17 protein-coding genes and 3 pseudogenes are annotated in these 18,385 nt (G+C 50.9%); 13 read left to right on the top strand and 7 right to left on the bottom strand.

Annotated elements, in window-relative coordinates:
* Positions 1–169: 169 nt before the first annotated feature.
* The 7 genes and pseudogenes from DES54_RS17005 to pdxR all read left to right on the top strand — a co-directional run bounded on the left by DES54_RS17005 (position 170) and on the right by pdxR (position 5,771).
* Positions 170–376: a helix-turn-helix transcriptional regulator gene (locus tag DES54_RS17005; RefSeq protein WP_113869396.1), complete on the top strand. Its 207-nt coding sequence runs from the start codon at positions 170–172 to the stop codon at positions 374–376.
* 16 nt (positions 377–392) lie between these two features.
* Positions 393–707: a hypothetical protein gene (locus DES54_RS17000; protein WP_113869398.1), complete on the top strand. Its 315-nt coding sequence runs from the start codon at positions 393–395 to the stop codon at positions 705–707.
* Positions 708–951: 244 nt separating this feature from the next.
* Positions 952–1,257: a helix-turn-helix transcriptional regulator gene (locus tag DES54_RS16995; RefSeq protein ID WP_113869394.1), complete on the top strand. Its 306-nt coding sequence runs from the start codon at positions 952–954 to the stop codon at positions 1,255–1,257.
* Positions 1,258–1,261: 4 nt separating this feature from the next.
* Positions 1,262–2,596, top strand: a complete 1,335-nt coding sequence (locus DES54_RS16990) for a type II toxin-antitoxin system HipA family toxin (RefSeq protein ID WP_113869392.1) — start codon at positions 1,262–1,264, stop codon at positions 2,594–2,596.
* 180 nt (positions 2,597–2,776) lie between these two features.
* Positions 2,777–2,875, top strand: a pseudogene (locus DES54_RS16985) (helix-turn-helix domain-containing protein); the annotation flags it as partial.
* Positions 2,876–3,048: 173 nt separating this feature from the next.
* Positions 3,049–3,683: pseudogene (locus DES54_RS16980) on the top strand (LysE family translocator).
* A 624-nt stretch (positions 3,684–4,307) separates the two neighbouring features.
* On the top strand, positions 4,308–5,771 hold the full coding sequence (pdxR, locus tag DES54_RS16975; protein ID WP_113869388.1) for a MocR-like pyridoxine biosynthesis transcription factor PdxR: 1,464 nt from the start codon (positions 4,308–4,310) through the stop codon (positions 5,769–5,771).
* 30 nt (positions 5,772–5,801) lie between these two features.
* Here the strand turns inward: pdxR and DES54_RS16970 are convergent, their stop codons facing one another.
* The 7 genes from DES54_RS16970 to DES54_RS19025 all read right to left on the bottom strand — a co-directional run bounded on the left by DES54_RS16970 (position 5,802) and on the right by DES54_RS19025 (position 13,884).
* A complete protein-coding gene (locus DES54_RS16970) occupies positions 5,802–6,803 on the bottom strand; it encodes an ABC transporter ATP-binding protein (protein ID WP_113869386.1) in 1,002 nt (333 codons plus the stop codon).
* Positions 6,793–7,839: an ABC transporter ATP-binding protein gene (locus DES54_RS16965; protein ID WP_113869384.1), complete on the bottom strand. Its 1,047-nt coding sequence runs from the start codon at positions 7,837–7,839 to the stop codon at positions 6,793–6,795. The genes DES54_RS16970 and DES54_RS16965 overlap by 11 nt, the downstream gene beginning before the upstream one ends.
* Before the next feature lie 3 nt (positions 7,840–7,842).
* Entirely contained in the window at positions 7,843–8,724 is an 882-nt protein-coding gene (locus DES54_RS16960) for an ABC transporter permease (protein WP_113869382.1), read from the bottom strand.
* A gap of 2 nt (positions 8,725–8,726) precedes the next feature.
* Positions 8,727–9,680, bottom strand: coding sequence for an ABC transporter permease (locus tag DES54_RS16955; protein WP_113869379.1), 954 nt, complete (start codon positions 9,678–9,680; stop codon positions 8,727–8,729).
* Positions 9,681–9,700: 20 nt separating this feature from the next.
* Positions 9,701–11,359 carry an ABC transporter substrate-binding protein gene (locus DES54_RS16950; RefSeq protein WP_113869377.1) on the bottom strand — a complete coding sequence of 553 codons (1,659 nt, stop codon included), beginning with the start codon at positions 11,357–11,359 and terminating at the stop codon, positions 9,701–9,703.
* Positions 11,360–11,894: 535 nt separating this feature from the next.
* Positions 11,895–13,334: an aspartate ammonia-lyase gene (aspA, locus tag DES54_RS16945; RefSeq protein ID WP_113869375.1), complete on the bottom strand. Its 1,440-nt coding sequence runs from the start codon at positions 13,332–13,334 to the stop codon at positions 11,895–11,897.
* A gap of 292 nt (positions 13,335–13,626) precedes the next feature.
* Positions 13,627–13,884, bottom strand: coding sequence for a helix-turn-helix domain-containing protein (locus DES54_RS19025; RefSeq protein WP_240635049.1), 258 nt, complete (start codon positions 13,882–13,884; stop codon positions 13,627–13,629).
* On the opposite strand from DES54_RS19025, the gene DES54_RS19020 reads away from it, so the two are divergent.
* The 6 genes and pseudogenes from DES54_RS19020 to DES54_RS19305 all read left to right on the top strand — a co-directional run bounded on the left by DES54_RS19020 (position 13,799) and on the right by DES54_RS19305 (position 18,281).
* A complete protein-coding gene (locus DES54_RS19020; RefSeq protein ID WP_240635051.1) occupies positions 13,799–14,059 on the top strand; it encodes a hypothetical protein in 261 nt (86 codons plus the stop codon). The genes DES54_RS19025 and DES54_RS19020 overlap by 86 nt on opposite strands.
* A gap of 378 nt (positions 14,060–14,437) precedes the next feature.
* Entirely contained in the window at positions 14,438–15,469 is a 1,032-nt protein-coding gene (locus DES54_RS16935; protein WP_113869373.1) for an ABC transporter substrate-binding protein, read from the top strand.
* Positions 15,470–15,486: 17 nt separating this feature from the next.
* Positions 15,487–16,239 (top strand): ABC transporter permease, encoded by a 753-nt coding sequence (locus DES54_RS16930; protein WP_113869371.1) that lies wholly within the window; start codon positions 15,487–15,489, stop codon positions 16,237–16,239.
* A complete protein-coding gene (locus DES54_RS16925) occupies positions 16,236–17,054 on the top strand; it encodes an ABC transporter ATP-binding protein (protein ID WP_113869369.1) in 819 nt (272 codons plus the stop codon). The genes DES54_RS16930 and DES54_RS16925 overlap by 4 nt, the downstream gene beginning before the upstream one ends.
* Before the next feature lie 264 nt (positions 17,055–17,318).
* On the top strand, positions 17,319–17,570 hold the full coding sequence (locus DES54_RS16920; protein ID WP_113869367.1) for a helix-turn-helix domain-containing protein: 252 nt from the start codon (positions 17,319–17,321) through the stop codon (positions 17,568–17,570).
* Positions 17,551–18,281, top strand: a pseudogene (locus tag DES54_RS19305) (BglI family type II restriction endonuclease). The gene DES54_RS16920 and the pseudogene DES54_RS19305 overlap by 20 nt, the downstream one beginning before the upstream one ends.
* Positions 18,282–18,385 lie beyond the last annotated feature (104 nt).

The following is an 18,385-nucleotide window of genomic DNA, read 5'->3' as shown; positions in this document are numbered from 1 at the left end:
CCGGTTGGTGATTTGTGATTTTTGGCGATTGATCAGATCGCTCAACTCGGACTGAGTTCCCTCAAAGTGATCTACTATTTGGAACAGCTATTTAGTTATCAACACTCCCTTCATAGATAAAAGTATGTGTGGCTAATATCTCCTTAACGAAAAAACAGGAGATGACCAAATGAACTCAACAAACCAAAATTTAATTCGTTTGCCAGAAGTCTTACAAAGAACAGGTTTCGGTAAAGCTTGGATCTATCGTCTTATTAGTGAAGGTCGATTTCCTGCCCCTGTGAAGATCGGTGTTCGTGCAGTAGCTTTCGTAGAAAGTGAGATTGATGCCTGGATTCACTCTGTTATCGAAACAAGTCGAAAAAATGTTGCTTAATCTGGGAGACATGATCATGAATATCGAAGAGTTTATGAATGAAGAAAACCATATGTGCAATCTTGGTGAGAATCTCGTTAATGAGATCTTCGCAAAAGGAGCAATATATGATTTACCGGACAATGAATTTAGCAAAAGGATTGTTTACTGGTTAAGTCAGTATCTGGTTGGCAATGTGAGAGAACCATTAGAATCTATCTCTAAGCTGGATATTTTTGACCAATTCTATATTTATGAAACATGGTTTTCACTAATTAAATGTCCAGAAGAATTTAAACGCCTTTCAAAAAGAATAATTCAATACCATATTGGATTAAAAACTCTTTTGTAAAAATGTAAAGTTTGAATGAGAAAAGTAGGGTTAAACTTTGCAAAATACTTTACGAAAATATTGAGTGTCTTATTCTACTTAGGTTTGACACTCCTTTCTAAGTATCAGGTGTACATAATATTAAATAAGCTGTTTTATCATTTTACAGCTTATTTACTGTATTTTGTCTTTTACAGCTTATAGGGTGTATTATGTAAAAACAGCCTATAGTATGTATAATCATCTAAAATAGGGTAAGTGCCTTATGAATACTGTTTATCCGTTGAAAACCTTGAATCAGTTGCGCCCATTGCTGATTGGCTTTCGCAAAGCTAAGGGACTGACGCAAAAAGAAGTGTCTGAAAGGTTAGGTGTAACACAGCAAACCTATGCCCGTCTGGAAGCAAACCCAGAAAGCGCCAGTATGGAGCGCTTGTTTAAAGTGCTTACTGTTCTGGGGGTTGAGGTGGTGCTGTCTTCTGGACCAAGAGTACATTTCTCGATGTCATCCTCAACAATGGAAGATCCAGAAAAGCCAATAGACTCACCCGCCAGACGGGAAAAATGGTGACACTATGCGTCGTAAACAACAACGTTTAGCGATATGGATGAACGGGATCCAGGTTGGATTCTGGGAAAGGGCCCGAGGTGAAGATAGGCTGCAATACCTTCCGCAGTGGATTGCTGATGAACAGGGAAGACCTTTATCACTCTCTTTGCTTTTCACCCCCGGTAATCAGCTTTGGCGCGGCAATGTGGTACGCGACTATTTTGATAATTTATTGCCTGACAGCGAAGTCATTCGTAGGCGTTTAGCAATGCGTTACCATGCTGACAGCCTTGAGCCTTTTGATCTGTTGGCGGAACTGGGAAGAGACTGTGTTGGTGCAATACAGTTACTGAATGTTGATGAGGAACCCACAGATTTATTTACCGTAAATTATCGCCCGCTTTCTGAAGCTGAGATCGCCACAAGATTGCGTAATACCACGGCGGCATTGTTGCCAGGTCTGCAGGATGATACTGACGATTTGCGTTTATCGATTGCCGGTGCGCAGGAAAAAACGGCTTTACTGTGGCATGAAGAGCAATGGTGTTTACCAGAAGATAATACCCCAACGACACATATCTTTAAGCTACCACTCGGGCTGGTGGGTAATATGCAAGCGGATATGAGTACGTCGGTTGAAAATGAATGGCTATGTTCTTTGCTTCTTGAGCACTACGGGAGCCCTGTAGCAAAAACACAGATTGCGCAATTTGAAGATCAGAAGGCATTGGTCGTTGAGCGTTTTGACAGAAGATGGTCAGGCGATCGGCAATGGATCATTCGCTTGCCACAAGAGGATATGTGTCAGGCTTTGGGTGTTTCCCCGCTACGAAAATACCAGTCTGATGGTGGGCCCGGTATTTCCGATATTATGGCCATACTGAGTCATTCAGAGCAGGCTGAGCAGGACAAAGCGCGGTTTTTCAGGGCGCAAATTATTTTCTGGCTGATAGCGGCTACTGACGGTCATGCCAAAAATTTTAGTATCGCTATTGAGCCACAAGGTCGCTATCACCTTACGCCTCTTTACGATGTTTTATCGGCATGGCCGGTCATTGGCCCGCGTAATAACCAGATTTCTCGGCAGAAGTGTAAGTTGGCAATGGCCGTTCGCGGTAGCCGTAATTATTACCACCTGTACAAAATTCAACGGCGACATTGGATCAAGCAGGGTGAATTAGCCGGTCTTGGCAGACAACAGGTTGAATCCATGATGGATGAAATTATCTCCAGAACGCCTGAAGTTATTGAACGTGTATCTGCGTTGCTGACTGAGTCATTCCCACCAGAGCTTGCGGAATGTGTTTTTGAGGGTATGCGGCAACAGTGTGTTCGGTTACAAGAACTGCACCGTGAATAAGATATTGAAGAACGTCTTGAAACAATTTACCTTTCGGTCAGAGGCAGCCATAAAACGGTGAGTGAGCAGGGGAAGCGATCATAAAACTTCCCCACCTTTCCCCTGCGTTATTTCGTTGTGATAACGGCGTAATGCGTTCCCCGTCAAAGGCGATCAGCCCATCCTTTTCCAGCTTGTCCAACGGCGCTGGATGTGCATCCTGCGGAAATCTGGCCCAGCCGTTATTTTGATGATTCGGGAATATTGCTTGATCGAAAGCCAGGAAGGAGAAAAAGATAAAGCAGGGTAAATAATTCTACCCAGGATCATTGAAACTGCTTGATTTTGTACAGCCTGAAGATCATGCTCCGTGAATGGGTGTCGAAGTCACGCCTGAACAGATAGCTTTCATATATTGAGGTCAGTATCTTCGAATTAACCGGGTATGGAGTTTGTCGCTAACTGGAGGGTATATGCCTGAAATAAACAGCCTTTTTGCATTCTCGCTAATCGCTCTTGGGATGGTGCTTACGCCGGGGCCCAATATGATATATACCTTATTTCACGTTCTATTTGCCAGGGGCGTGCTGCTGGACTGATTTCGCTCGGAGGCGTCGCGCTGGGTTTTGTGTTTTACATGATCTGTGCAGCATTTGGTATAACAGCGATAGTGATGGCTGTTCCTTATGCTTACGATACGATCCGGATCGCGGGTGCTATTTATCTCTTATGGCTGGCATGGCAGGCAATACGTCCAAAAGGAAGGTCACCCTTTCAGGTTAAAGTTTTGCCGAAGGATAGCGCTCGGAAACTGTTCATTATGGGATTCCTGACCAATTTGTTAAATCCAAAGATTGCGGTGATGTATTTATCGTTATTACCACAGTTTATCAATCCCGATCATGGCAGCGTCTTAACACAGTCGTTAGCCCTCGGTATGACACAGATAATCATTAGTGTTTCAGTCAACGCCATAATCGCCATATCTGCCGGAACAATTGCACATTTTCTCACGAAACGGCCATCCTTTTCGTTAATCCAACGCTGGGTTATGGGGTGCGTTCTGACAACCCTCGCCGTCAAAATATTAGGTGAATCTCGCCGTTGAGGACCATTTCCAGAAGACTCTCAGCTAAAAGCCGGATGTTTAATTATACCTTCCGTAGATAAAGGTGCACGGTAAAACAACTGACTTACAGCTTGATTACTGCGGGGGCCTGCATCTTGAAGTCTATTGGAATCCCCCTTTTCCCCCACTTCGCGCATATAAACAGCCGGGAAGTGGGGGAAAATGCCGGATAGGATGTGTCAGATGCCTCATGGCATAGCAGCGCGCAGCCAGCACGTTCACACGCAAATCATTGAGACGAATAAAATCGAAGTTGCACGATAACGTGAACTTACGAGGATAAGCGTTGCTTAAGCCGCTTATGAAGTGAAATCACCGCAACGATAAATGTTGCAGCTACAGGCCAGTCTCCTACGGTATTGAAGCCGCTCTCTGGATGGGTATAGTGAAGCCCACGGCAATGTTGGGCTTGAGGTTTAGTCAAAACAGACCTTCATCACCACGCTCGCAACGGCGCTCAAACTACCCGTTGAGATCTACTTTCAAAGGCTGGCAGATTTACCACGCAACAACTGCGCGTGTTCTTCCTTTCAGGCTATGGAAGTGTTGAGTGGTACGGCATTTGCAGGCTATTCGTCGTGGTTTTTACGAAGAGGGCAGCGAATGAATCGTCATTACTTGCATGTGGAGTTTGACAAGCAACGCGGATTGCAGGAACAACTCCGTGAATCATTGATGGATGCTATTCTGGCTGGCGTTTTTCCGGCTAATGAGCCGCTCCCTTCATGCCGTCAACTGGCCGCGCAGTTAAATGTGTCACGTAATACCACGGCGCTGGTTTTTGAAGGGTTGGTGCACGAAGGGTATCTGGTCAGTCGTCCGCGTAGCGGCTACTTTTTGCATCCCGATTATCAGCAGCGGGATTATCTGGCGCCTCCCGATGCACCGGAAGATCGCGTCAACGCCCCGCAATGGAACAATCGGCTGAAAATGACCCCCAGTGAAGCGTCGGCTATCCTCAAGCCCGCTCGCTGGATGAATTACCGCTATCCGTTTATTTACGGTCAGCCGGATACTCGTCAGTTTCCGGTGAGTCAGTGGCGCGCCACGTCAAACTGGCTTAACAGCGGTATGCGTGACCAGTGTTGGGTGGTGGATCATGTTGATCAGGATGTGCCGATGCTGATCGAGCAAATCCGTACCCGCGTGTTGCCCAAACGCGGCATTGTCGCCGGGCCGGATGAGATCCTGATTACGCTCGGTTCTCAGAATGCGCTGTATTTGTTGACCCGTTTGCTGTTGTCCACAGAGAGCCGAGTAGGGGTGGAAAACCCCGGTTTTCGCGAGGCCATCAACACCTTTATGTTGAACGAGGTGGATATTGTTCCCCATGCGGTGGATGAACAAGGCATTGTGATTGATGAGTCTCAGCGTTGTGATTACTACTATGTGACGCCGGGCCATCAGGTGCCGACGGGCGTCACCCTGAGTCCGTCGCGCCGTACCCAGCTTCTCAGGCACGCGGTGCAGCAGGATGCGGTCATTATTGAAGATGATTATGATTCGGAAAGTAACTTTACCCGTAACCCGCCGCCCGCGTTAAAAGCAAGCGACCGTAACGGACGGGTGATTTACATCAGCAGTCTGTCGAAAGCGCTTTCTCCCGGTCTGCGCCTTGGTTTTATGGTGGCGGATCCGGAACTGATCGATGAGGCGCGGGCTTTGCGCCGTCTGATGTATCGCCATCCGCCGGCCAATATTCAGTATCAGATGGCGCATTTTCTGGCGCAGGGATATTACGAAACCCACCTGCGTCGTTATCATGATGATTCCGCACGCCGCTGGGAGAGTCTTCGCGAGGCGTTGAACCGGTATTTGCCGGAGTGTCAGACGATTGCCGGCAGCGAACATGCCAACGCGTTTTGGTTGCAAACCCCGGCGAAAATTAATACGCAGAATCTGACCTGGCGCGCGGCCCATGCGGGCGTGTTGATTGAGCCCGGCGCACGTCATTTTCTTGACGATGTTCCGCCGGAGAATTTTTTCAGGATGGGTTTTCACGCCATCGCGCCGGAAAATATTGCGCCGGGCGTGGAGACGCTGATGGCGCAATTGCAACAGATGTGAGCCCGGCGGCAATATGTTGTGGCAGAAATATCAGGCCACAGCGAAGGCGGGCAACGGTAATGATCGCCAGTGATGACAACTGACCGCGTGGCGTTCCGCCACCGTTTCACTGATCGGCGCCAACTGGCTGCATACCTGGGTTGCGTGCGGGCAACGTGGCGCGAATGCGCAGCCGGGCGGTAGTTGCGAGAGATCCGGCGGCGAACCCGGAATACAATGCAGCACATCGCCTTTTTTCAGGCCGCCTTTCGGACGGCTGTCGAGCAGAACCTGCGTATAAGGATGACGCGGATGGGCCATAATTTCACGCAGAGAGGCCTCTTCCACAATCCGTCCGGCGTACATGACCGCCACACGATCGGCAATTTCGACCGCGGCGCCAATATCGTGTGTCACGAAGATGATCGACAGTCCAAGAGCCTGTTGCTGTTCCCGTAGCAGGATCAGGATCTGAATCTGTACGGTGGCGTCCAGCGCGGTGGTCGGTTCATCGGCCAGCAATAAAGCAGGCTGACAGGAGAGGGCGAGAGCGATCATCGCCCGCTGACGCATCCCGCCGGACATCTCATGGGGATAGGCATCCAGACGCTGTTCCGGGCTGGGGATGCGAACCTGGCACAGCGCTTCCAGCGCCCGCTGGCGGGCATCCTGGTACGATAGCCCTTCATGGCGGCGCAGCCCTTCAATAATCTGCTGTCCGACGGTATACACCGGGTCGAACGCCAGCAGCGGTTCCTGAAAGATCATCGCGGTTTTTGCCCCACGGAAACGTTGCAGCACCGGGGAAGACATCGTCAACACATCTTCACCCCCGACCATAATCGAGCCACTCATGGTGGTGTGCCGCGGAGGATGAAGCCGCATGATGGCGCGCAGCGTCACGCTTTTGCCGGAGCCGGATTCACCGATCAGCGCCATGACTTCCCCGCGCTTCACCTCGAACGATACGCCGTTCACCGCTTCGATGGTCTGTTTGTCCCGGCGGAAACGGACATGTAAATCGTTGAGCTTTACCAGGGGTTCATGCGACATGGTTTACCTCCTGAATCGCAATATCGCCGGTATGCCAGGGCGAGTCCGGTTGCGCCATCAGGCACCGGCTGCTGTGGTTTTCGCCAACCGTCAGGAGTTGCGGTTTCACCTGCGTGCAAACGGCTTTCGCCTGTGGGCAGCGGGTATGAAAACGGCAACCTGTTGGCGGTGAAATCGGGCTGGGCGGATCGCCGTAAAGTGGCGAGGTCAGAGTGCGGTTTTCCGGGTTCATGGAAGGCATCGAGTGCAGCAGCGCCTGAGTGTAGGGATGCTTCGCATCGGTAAACAGGTCTTCTGCCGGGCCAATTTCCACTACTTCGCCGAGATACATCACCAGTATTCGATCCGAGAGATAGCGCACCACATGCAGGTCATGGCTGATAAACACGTAGGTGAGATCGAGCTCGCGCTTCAAATCCAGCAGCAGTTGCAACACCTGCGCCTCGACGGATTTATCCAGCGCTGACACGGCTTCGTCCAGAATAACCAGCCGGGGTTTCATCGCCAGCGCACGGGCAATGTTCACGCGCTGACGCTGTCCACCGGATAACTCATGGGGATAACGATGGGCGAAACGCGCTGGTGCAAGCCCCACATGAGCGAGCAGATAATGGGCATAGTCCTCAGCCTGCTCCGCATCGATGCCGTGCACGCGCTGGCCGAACGCGATGCTCTCTTGCATGGTCATCCGCGGGTTGAGCGAGGCGTAGCTGTCCTGAAAAACCATCTGTACCTGACGGCGATACGCTTTCATCGGCAAGCGGGAAGAGCCTACGCCGAGACCGTCAAAAATCAGTTCGCCGCTGTCCTGAGTGAGTAATTGCATCAGCAGGCGCGCCGTGGTGGATTTTCCGCAGCCGGACTCGCCCACCACGCCCAGCGTTTCGCCTTTCCTGACCTCAAAACTGACGTCGTCCACCGCTTGCACGACGGCCCGCTGTCTGCCATTGCGTACCGGGAAATACTTCAGCAGTTGATCCACTTTAAGCAGCGGCTGCGCCGGACCGGCCACATCGATATTCTCAAAGGGTTGCATCGGTTACTCCTTGATCGACATCGCGGCGCGTAAACGATCCGCAAGAAGGTTAAAGGAGATGGAGGTGATGAATATCATCAGCCCCGGCAAGGCCGCTACCCAGGGTTGGGTATAGATTGCGGTGCGCAGGGTGTTGAGCATCAGGCCCCACTCCGGCTCCGGGGGGCGAACCCCTAAGCCGAGAAACGAGAGCCCGGAGGCAAGGATCATGCATACCGAGATAAGCCCGGTGGAGAAGACAAACACCGGCCCCAGCACATTACCCAGCACCTGCACGCGAATAATCGTGAAGGCGCTGGCGCCGGTGGCGCGCGCCGCATCGATATAGTCCATGTGCCTTATCTGGGCGGTGACGCTTTCGGCAATACGCGCCACCTGCGGAACAAAAACCAGCGTCAGGGAGAGCAAGGCATTTCCTACGCCAGCCCCCATCGCGCCGGACAACGCTATCGCCAGCAACACGGAAGGAAAAGCGTAGAAAATATCGATGGTGCGCATAATGAGCGAGTTCACCCATCCGCCCGCATAGCCTGCGATAATGCCTATCGTGCCGCCAATAAAGAAGGCGAATACCACCGGAACAATCCCCATGAACAGCGACAGGCGAGTACCCAGGATCAGCCTCGAAAGCATGTCGCGTCCCAGTTCGTCGGAGCCCAGCACAAACCCCTGCGTGCCGATGGGTTTAAGCCGCATAAACATGGATGTCTGGTACGGATCTTTCACTATCAGCCACGGGCCGAATATCGCCAGCACCAGCAGGCACAGGATAATTACGCCGACCACCACGCCTGTCGGTTCACGTAGCAGACGGAGCAACACGCTGATCCAATAGCCCCGGCTGGCTGGCGGCGCCAGTTGTTTGGGCGGGATAACATCCACCATGGTTAGCTCCTTTTAATACGCGGGTCGAGTGCGGTCTGCAACACATCCACCAGCAGATTGAGCAACACAAAGAACAACGCGAGTATCCAGATGGTGCCTTGCAGTAACGGCAAATCGCGTTGAAAAATGGCGGTGTTCAACAGCAGGCCCGTACCGGGCCAGGAAAACACCGTCTCTACCAGAATGGAGCCGCCCATCAGGTAACCCACCTGCAACCCCATCACCGCCAGCGCGGTGGGCGCGGCATTTTTCACCACATGCAGGAAAATACGGCATTCCGTTAATCCCCTGGCCCGCAATCCGATAATGAACTCCTGACTTAAAATATCGGCCACCTGCGAGCGCACGGTGCGGGCGATGATGCCGGTTGGGATCACCGACAGGGTGATGGCGGGCAGCAACATAAATTGCAAATGCGCCCAATCCCACGCCCAACCAATTTCGCCAATCGGCCCGCCGCCGGTGGCGGGCAACAGGGCGAACTTCACGCAGAAAACGATAACCAGCAGCATGCCCAACCAGTAATGCGGCACGCTGACGCCAAATACCGATAACAGCGAAGCCAGGCGATCAATCATGCTGTTGCGGAAATAGCTGGCGACAAATCCGAACAGACTGCCGAGCAGAAAGCCGATGCTGGTGGCCAGCAGCGCCAGACGCAGAGAGTAGGTCACCGCGGTCATGACTTCGGAAATGACGGGCCGCCCGGTTGCGACCGACATGCCCAAATCGCCCTGCATCGCTCGCCACAGCCAATGCAGAAACTGGATCGGTAGCGGTTTGTCGAAGCCGTAAGCCTGCATCAGCGATTGGCGCAGCGCTTCGGAGGCGTCTGGCGGCATCACCGATACCAGCGGATCGCCGGGCGCTATCTGCACCAGCAGAAAGCAGACAACGGCCACGCCAAGCATGGTGGGGATCGCCAGCAAAATACGGTAAAAAAGGGTGGTGAGCATGCTCCCTCCTTGATCGTCGGTTACTCTTTTTTGCTGACCAGCGCCAGATCGATGAACCAGCTTTGCGGTTGCACCACGCCGGTTACCGCCGGTGAGATGGCGCGCGGTCCAACGTCATGCGCCACAAACAGGAACGGCACCTCATTCATCACGGCTTCATGCAACTCCGCCGTCGCGCTATCCATCTCTGCCGGGGTGAAAGCATGTTTCACCTTGTTGGCGAGCCGTTCGGTTTCCAGCGTGGAGAAATAACCCCAGTTGGCGGCGACCGGCGGAAACGCTTTGGCGGTTGAGAAACGAATCATGCCGAAATACGGGTCCGCGACGGCGGCGCTCACGTTAATGGTGTCCACCCCCTGTGAGGCGGGATCTTCCGCGCCTAAACGCCAGTTGGTAAACAGCGTGTTCCATTCGTTGACTTTGATGTCCACATTGAAGAAACAGCTTTTCAGGCTTTGCTGGATATATTCGTTCATTGGCAGCGGTTGCATCTGCCCGGAGCCGGATGCGGACGTCGCCACCGTAACACGCAGCGGTTTACCGGCGCTGTAACCGGCTTCAGTCATCAGTTTGCGTGCGGTATCCGGGTCGTATTTAATCTGGAATGACGGCTTGCCGTACCACGGGTTGTCGCTCTCGTAGACGCCGGTGGCTTCCTTCATGTATCCGCCGAGATAGCTTTTCAACTCGCTGCGGTTCAGACACAGGTTGGCGGCCTTGCGCACGCGAATGTCCTTCCACGGCGAACCTTCCAGGAAAGAGAACTGCCACGGCCAGAGATGCGGCTGCGTATTGGCATAAATCTTAAAGCCCTGAGATTTGATTTGATCCACCGCGTCAGGGGCCGGGGCTTCAATCCAGTCCACCTGTTTCGACAGGAGCGCAGCGGTGCGGGCATTCGCTTCAGGAAGCGGGATCAGCACCACTTTATCAACGCGCGGAATACGGTCTTTGTTCCAGTAATTGGGATTTTTTTTCAGGATGAGTTGTTGACGCGGTACCAGTTTTTCCAGTTCGAACGGGCCGCTTCCCACGGCGTGGGCGGCAAAGTCGGTCCAGGCGCGCTGGCTGCGTTCGGCGACATCGCTCACCGAAGTGGGCACCGCATCGTACATTTTTTGCCACGCTCCCGGAGAAACAATAAACAGATTGGTGAGGTTATAGGGCAGCAGGGCATCAGGTTCGGTGGTGGTCAGGGCGACGGTGTAATCATCAATTTTCTCAGCGCTTTTCAGGGTTGGCATACGCGAAAGGGTATTACCGATTTGTCCCGGCGCGTATTGCGGCGCCGATTTATCCAGCACCTTCGCCACGTTCCAGACGATGGCGTCGGCATTCACCGCCGAGCCGTCATGAAATTTCACCCCTTGACGCAGTGTGAAGATCCAGCGGCTTTGATTGGCGGGATCAATATGCCATTCACTGGCAAGACCGGGCACCAGACCACTTGGTTTTTCCCCCTGAGAGAGATCCCATTCAACCAACGCGTCATACAAGGGGATCCCGGTAAAGCGGTTGCCTTCAAAACCCTGATCCGGTTGCCCCAGCGTGAGTGGGATATCGGCGGCTGTCATGGCGATACGCAACGTGGATGCCTGTGCCAGAGAGCCATAAAGCGTTAACGCGCCAATGGCGCTGGCGAGCATAAATTTACGGGAAGAGCGAGTATATTTCAGCATGGTGGTTTCCTGTTAATTGACGCGTTTATCGGCAAGGTCGGCGTAGGTTCCTGAATAGAACGAATCGGCTCGTTTAGTTAAAAAAAGTAAACCGTGAATTAAATTCGCATGAGACTGAATATAATCATCCCGATCAGGGTAAAATATATTGTTAAATCATTCTTTTTCGTATTTTTACCTCCCTTTCTCATGTGTTAAAAAAATCATTTTTTTGTCGTTGGTTATCAGCCTTTAATAAGGCATGGTTATCTTTTTCATGGCAAAATTTAATATTCCCATAATATCCTCTTATATATTCGTCATTGTCATAATAGTGATGGCGTTTTTACTGTATGAATACAATTTATCATCTGAACAGAGCCAGTTAGGTGTTGTGGATGTGTCAGTTTCCGGCGCACCGCAACATCGCGCCGCTGCCCTGTCATGGAACATGGGCTGAAAACAGCAGAAGTGAAGGTAATTGCGTGGAGGTTAATGCGTGAAGGCACAGGATACGCCTGCCCCTGTGCCTGAGTGGAAATGAAGCGCAAGGTAATTACACGGATTCTGCTTCGTCGGTGTAGCGTTTGGCTTTGTAGGCCGGGTGCATCAGGTTTTGGATAGAGAAAATGTCATCCAGTTCCGCTTCTGTCAGCAGGCCGCGCTCCAGTACCACTTCACGCACGCTCTTGCCGGTTTCGGCGCAGATTTTCCCGACGATATCCCCATTGTGGTGGCCGATAAACGGGTTCAGGTAGGTTACGATACCGATGGAGTTGAAGACATACGCCTCACACACTTCTTTGTTGGCGGTAATGCCATCGACGCATTTTTCCAGCAGGTTGTAACACGCATTAGACAGGATCTGGATGGATTCAAACATCGCCTGTCCAATCACCGGTTCCATCACGTTTAACTGTAGCTGACCGGCTTCTGCCGCCATCGTCACGCAGGTGTCATTGCCAATAACCTTGAAGCACACCTGATTAACCACTTCCGGCACCACCGGGTTAACTTTCGCCGGCATAATGGAAGAGCCAGCCTGCAACTCCGGCAGATTGATTTCGTTCAGACCGGCGCGCGGACCGGAAGACAACAACCGCAGGTCATTACAGATTTTCGAAAGTTTTACGGCGACGCGCTTAAGCGCGCTGTGCACCATCACGTAGGCGCCGCAGTCGGAGGTTGCTTCGATCAGATCTTCAGCCGGTACGCACGGCAAGCCGCTGATTTGCGCCAGAAACTGTACCGCCAGATGCTGATATTCATCCGGGGTGTTCAGGCGCGTCCCGATGGTGGTGGCGCCCAGATTCACTTCCAGCAGCAGTTCGGCGGTACGCAGCAGGTTCTTGTTCTCTTCTTTCAGCAGCACGTTGAAGGCGTGAAATTCCTGGCCCAGCGTCATTGGCACCGCATCCTGCAACTGGGTGCGACCCATTTTCAGGATCGTTTCAAATTCCTTTGCCTTACGCTCAAATCCGTTACCCAACTGGGTGATCGCTTCCACCAGTTTCAGCACGGAACTGTACACCGCCAGCCGGAAACCGGTGGGGTAGGCGTCATTGGTGGACTGACATTTATTCAGATGGTCGTTTGGATTGAGGTACTGATATTCGCCTTTCTGATGTCCCATCAATTCCAGACCGATATTCGCCAGCACTTCATTGGTGTTCATATTAACCGACGTGCCTGCGCCCCCCTGATAGACGTCCACAGGAAACTGATCCAGACATTTGCCGTTATTCAGCACTTCATCGCAGGCCTGAATAATGAAATCGGCAATGTTGCGCGGAATGGTTTGCAATTGTCGGTTCGCCAGCGCCGCCGCTTTTTTTACCATCACCATGGCGCGGACAAACTCTGGAATATCGCTGATGGTCTGGTTGCTGATATGAAAGTTTTCAATGGCGCGTAGCGTATGGATACCATAATACGCGTCGGCGGGAACTTCACGGGTGCCTAACAGATCTTCTTCAATACGGATCGGGGATAACATAAGTCTTATTCCTTTGTTCTGACGATGTACACGAGGTCACGGTTTAATATTGACCTGAAATTAATGTAAATTTAATGGCATGCTTAAATGCTTACCCGCGCTGATTATTTCCCGTCAGGACGGCGCATCTCATGTTGTTAACGTTATCGCTGACGGTTATTCCCTATCATCTGGATTAATCGATACCAGTTTTTCTATTCCCCGATGCAGGTTTTGCAGTTTGGGAATAAAAACGGTTTCGATGATTTCATGGGTGACGTCACACGCTTCATCAAAGAACGCACTGTACTCGTCACGGTGTCCGACGATATAAAGCGAACGTTTTATGTTCAGTTGTTCCGGCATATGCGTCAGAACCTGTCTGGCATGGATTTCCGATTGCAGGAAACTGATTGGGCTGGTGACCGCCCAGCCGATCCCGGCCGCGACCATAGAGGTTAAGGTATCCGCCCCGGTTGACCAGCATGACGCCGAAATCGTCCTCCAAAAGCCTGATCGTTTGCGAAATGGCTGAGGGCGTCAGGCCCAGACGCGCCGCTGCCGCGGTCATGCTGCCTGCTTCGGCCATCGTCACAAAGACATGGACGGCATACATATCGATCAATTTATTGGCGGACATTATTCGTTTAACCATGTGTTGTTGCCTGCGCTACAAAAGGTGGATGCTTATTGACGCTCCGGGGTTAGCGATTATTTTATCTCATATCGGCTGGCAAACGCGGTAACTGACGTCAGCTTAATCAGCCGGACGCGGAAAAAATACAAGGAATATCACTGATTAATTTTTTCTTATAACCAGCTTTAGCGAATCTGAAGGTAGCGGGGCGACAGCGCAGATATCCGTCGCCGATCTGTCTGCGCTGAGCCAATCGAACAATGCACTATAATAGGGCGTATGCGCGCGTTTTACGCACTATAAACGTTATTTTTTCCTGCTTCTTACATAAAACCAACATAAATTCAAAATGTTAAAAGTTGGCATAACTTCTGCTTTATCAGCATTAGTGAGACTTGTATACAAGATTGAATTCACTATCAATGGCTGTCCGGCGATGTGTTTTTATTCGCTGTGACGGCTGAGCGCACCCTCTGGAGGATTAACGATGAAACGCGTCACCCATAAGGCTTTATCCGCTCCTGTCAATCCACAGCGTCGGCGCTTGATCAGGCTGTCCGCACTGGCATTCGGCGCCGTTGTCGCTGGCGACATGCTGGGGCTTTCCCCCGCGCAGGCCGCTGAGGATGACGAAATCCGTATCGGCTACTGGCCGATTGTCGGCGGGTTGCCGCTGTATGTCGCCGTCGAACGCGGTTTCTTCAAGGAGGCGGGGCTGAACGTGCGGGCAGTGAAGTTCGCCAGTCCGCAGCAAATCGTTGAAGGCATGATCACCAACCGTATTCATGGCTGCGCCAATGGTACGGCGACCGGTGCGCTGGGTTTAGGGGCGCAAACCATGCCGGAATTGTTCAAATTTATCTGTACCAATCCATCCAACCATAAATGGGTGTTGGACGAGTTTCTGGTGCCGCTGAATAGCCCGGTAAAAAGCATCGCCGAGCTAAAGGGCAAACGTATCGCCACCGGCCCCGGTATTCAGAATGTGACGCTGGCGAAAATCATTCTGGAGAAAAATGGTTTTACCGATACGAAAGTGATCGAACTGCCGGTGGGACAACATGTTGCTTCCCTTGCCGCCGGACAGATCGACGGCGTCTATACGCTGGAGCCGACCGGTACGGTGGGGCAGATGAGGAATCTGGCGCGCACGCTGGAAACCGGAGTGATTTCGAAATATGTCCTCGACGATGCCGATGCGCCGTGGTTTGGCGGCGCGGCGGCGCTGACCAGCAGTTTTATCAACGGCAACGCGGATAAAGCCAAACGTTTTATCGGCGCCTACGCCCGTGCCGTTGAGTTCATCCAAAGCCAACCGGATGCCGCGCGCGAGAATATCGGCAACTTTACCGGCATTGATAGCGCGTTGTTGAAAGCGGTGCCGCTGCCAAACTTTGTGATGTACAACGACATGAATGCTTCGGATATCAGCTTCTTCCAGAAGTACTACGACATTTTTACCGAACGTAAGATTTTCCGTGACCACATTTCCGTTGCGGCGCTGATGTATTCAGCTTAAAAAAACCAGGAGAGATTATGAGCCGTAAGCTGTTGCCATTTCTTGGCCCTATTCTGTTGTTTCTGCTGTGGCAGCTTGCCGTCAGCGCCAAGTGGCTGAATCCGGTGCTGCTGCCTTCACCGACGGAAACATTAGGTTATTTGTTCCACGCTTTCGGCGAGGCGGACATGCGTGAGGATATCGCCGCGACGCTGTACCGCACGCTGATGGCGTTTATCTTTGCCGCGGCGATCGGCGTGCCGCTCGGCGTCATTCTTGGCAGCAGCGAGGCGGTGTATCGCAGCGTGGAGTTTTTGATTGATTTCTTTCGCTCAACGCCATCCTCGGCGCTTATCCCCTTGTTCTTGCTGATTTTCGGTATTACCGATGCGAACAAAATCGCCATTGCCGCTTTCGCCGCCGTACTGGTGATCTTGTTCAACAGCGCTTATGGCGTGATGAACGCCAAGAAAACCCGCGTGATGGCCGCACAGGTCATGGGCGTATCACGCTGGCATATCTTCAAGGACATCATGCTGATGGAAAGTCTGGCGCAGACGTTCGTCGGCCTGCGAACCGGCGTATCAATGGCGCTGGTGATCGTGATTGTCGCGGAAATGTTTATCGGTTCGGAAAACGGGTTAGGTCACCGTATTATCGACGCCCAGCAGATTTTCAATATCAAGGATATGTACGCCTCGATCCTGATCACCGGCGCGCTGGGTTATCTGTTGAATCTGCTTTTTTTACTGGTTGAGAAGAGAATTGTTCACTGGAGCGGCAAAGCATGACGACACCTAGCGTATTACACCCTGACTATCGCGGACCGCAACTGGAGCAGTATCCGCCCGCGGATACGCACGTCACCATTCGCGGGCTGGATAAGTCCTTCGCCGGCCAGCCGTTGTACAGCAATCTCAATCTGGATTTGCCGCGCGGTAAAATTGTTTCGATATTCGGTCCTAACGGCTGCGGCAAATCGACGCTGATGAATATGATCGCCGGGCTGATACCGGTGGATAAAGGTGAAATCCTGTTCGATGGGAAATTGCTGTCGGAAACGACCATCGGTTACGTGTTCCAGAATTACCGCGACGCGTTGTTTCCGTGGATGAGCGCCTACGCGAATATCGCTTATCCTTTGATTCGCCGCGGCATGAGTAAAGCGGAGGTGAAACAGCGGGTGGAAGAACTGATCGCCATGTTCGAAATTTGCTTCGATCTGCAACGTTATCCTTATGAGCTATCGGGCGGTCAGCAGCAGACCGTGTGCATCATGCGCGCGCTGGGGCCGAAACCGGAAGTGATGTTTCTTGATGAGCCTTTCTCCGCGCTCGATTTTGAAATGACGCTGTTTATCCGCGATAAATTGCAGGAAGTTCAGCTTGCCACCGGCGTAAGCATGCTGATTGTCTCGCACGATTTGGAAGACGCGGTGTTCCTGGCGGACGAAATCCTGCTGCTTACCCGACGTCCGACACAGGTGGCAGAAGTGGTTCCCTTTAATCTGCCCAGACCACGCGGCGCCGAGGCGATGAGCGATCCAGAGTTTATCCGGGTTAAAGCCCATACGCTGGCGGTATTCAAGCGGGAAATGGCGTCGTAAGCCTGCCTGAGGCGCATAACCAAGTATGGCTATTTGTTGGTAAACAAAGAAAGGTTGCTGCGATTAGCAACCTTTCTTTATGTCTTCAGTTTTTGTGAACCACTTCATATTTTATTATCGTCTAATCGCCATTAGTTAAAAGTCTGAATAGACGAATAAGGCAAGTACCGTAACACTTCCCCCGTCATGTATGCTAAATATCAATCCAGCTAATGATACTTATAGTCTGTAGACTTATAGTATCAGTTATTAGTTAATAATCATATGAACAATTATAGCTCCCAAGAAAAACAAATATTGATAGCGGTAGGATTGAAAATCAAAACCGCGAGGCTTTCTCTTAACTTATCACAAGAAGAGCTCGCAGATTTATGTGGGTTGCATCGAACTTATATAAGCTCAACAGAGCGCGGAGAAAGAAACATATCAATACTTAACATATTCAAAATATGTAAATCAATAAAAATTCCGCCTCACGAATTGTTAGAAGGATGTTATGAATCTAAATTGGATTAGTGAATATAACGCAGCAAGGAATCATATAATATCAAGGAATAGCGACTTTATAATCCAGGAAGAAATCAGAGTAAAAGATATAATAATTAATAGATTATTGTCACGTTACCTCGATATAAAAAACGATTTCGATAACGCTTACCAAACCAAAGAATATTGGGAAGCGTATGCGCCAATGCAATGTGGATATAAGCCAAGAGGTGAAGCATATCCCTGGGGTGAGGTGGGTGAGAAAGTCATTGAGGGCATTTATATTCTTCACTTAATGAGATTTTTGAGAATATCCGCTTCCCTGGAATACCCTATGGGCATGATATTAGGTTTGCCACTCAAAATTCATTTATTCATATTGATGTAAAATCCACCGGACCAAATGATAATCCAGATGAAATCGTCAACAGTCCTAACCAGGTAACCGGTGATGGCGTTATTTCAGAACAGGGGTTTATTTGTAATAATTTTGTCAATATGAGAGGCCCGAAAATAACGAGGAAATTTAGACCGGAACTGGCACCGTTCTATTTGTTCGATAATAAAATAATTCCTGTTCTAACCTATTATATAAAAGTGGTTTACGATGTTTTCTCTCCAGGGAATCAGCCATTAAAATATATAGAATTAATTTGTGTACCGAATAGAATCCCTTTTTTCGTTTCGCCAAACTATAATTTACATTTTCCAGGGATCCTGACTCTAAATAACTGCGCCTAATAGTAGATCACTGAAGGGAACTCAATCCGGTTTGAGCGATCTGATCAATCGCCAAATCAAAACAAATCACCAACCGGACTGAGTTATGCCGATCATAGCATTCA

Source organism: Brenneria salicis ATCC 15712 = DSM 30166 (assembly GCF_003315515.1).
Classification (GTDB): Bacteria; Pseudomonadota; Gammaproteobacteria; order Enterobacterales; family Enterobacteriaceae; genus Brenneria; species Brenneria salicis.
This window is presented reverse-complemented; position numbering and strand designations above follow the sequence as displayed.

Coding starts and splice junctions, on each gene's coding strand:
- DES54_RS17005 (WP_113869396.1), top strand. CDS start 170: ATGAACTCAACAAACCAAAATTTAATTCGTTTGCCAGAAGTCTTACAA.
- DES54_RS17000 (WP_113869398.1), top strand. CDS start 393: ATGAATATCGAAGAGTTTATGAATGAAGAAAACCATATGTGCAATCTT.
- DES54_RS16995 (WP_113869394.1), top strand. CDS start 952: ATGAATACTGTTTATCCGTTGAAAACCTTGAATCAGTTGCGCCCATTG.
- DES54_RS16990 (WP_113869392.1), top strand. CDS start 1,262: ATGCGTCGTAAACAACAACGTTTAGCGATATGGATGAACGGGATCCAG.
- pdxR (WP_113869388.1), top strand. CDS start 4,308: ATGAATCGTCATTACTTGCATGTGGAGTTTGACAAGCAACGCGGATTG.
- DES54_RS16970 (WP_113869386.1), bottom strand. CDS start 6,803: ATGTCGCATGAACCCCTGGTAAAGCTCAACGATTTACATGTCCGTTTC.
- DES54_RS16965 (WP_113869384.1), bottom strand. CDS start 7,839: ATGCAACCCTTTGAGAATATCGATGTGGCCGGTCCGGCGCAGCCGCTG.
- DES54_RS16960 (WP_113869382.1), bottom strand. CDS start 8,724: ATGGTGGATGTTATCCCGCCCAAACAACTGGCGCCGCCAGCCAGCCGG.
- DES54_RS16955 (WP_113869379.1), bottom strand. CDS start 9,680: ATGCTCACCACCCTTTTTTACCGTATTTTGCTGGCGATCCCCACCATG.
- DES54_RS16950 (WP_113869377.1), bottom strand. CDS start 11,359: ATGCTGAAATATACTCGCTCTTCCCGTAAATTTATGCTCGCCAGCGCC.
- aspA (WP_113869375.1), bottom strand. CDS start 13,334: ATGTTATCCCCGATCCGTATTGAAGAAGATCTGTTAGGCACCCGTGAA.
- DES54_RS19020 (WP_240635051.1), top strand. CDS start 13,799: ATGACGCCGAAATCGTCCTCCAAAAGCCTGATCGTTTGCGAAATGGCT.
- DES54_RS19025 (WP_240635049.1), bottom strand. CDS start 13,884: ATGACCGCGGCAGCGGCGCGTCTGGGCCTGACGCCCTCAGCCATTTCG.
- DES54_RS16935 (WP_113869373.1), top strand. CDS start 14,438: ATGAAACGCGTCACCCATAAGGCTTTATCCGCTCCTGTCAATCCACAG.
- DES54_RS16930 (WP_113869371.1), top strand. CDS start 15,487: ATGAGCCGTAAGCTGTTGCCATTTCTTGGCCCTATTCTGTTGTTTCTG.
- DES54_RS16925 (WP_113869369.1), top strand. CDS start 16,236: ATGACGACACCTAGCGTATTACACCCTGACTATCGCGGACCGCAACTG.
- DES54_RS16920 (WP_113869367.1), top strand. CDS start 17,319: ATGAACAATTATAGCTCCCAAGAAAAACAAATATTGATAGCGGTAGGA.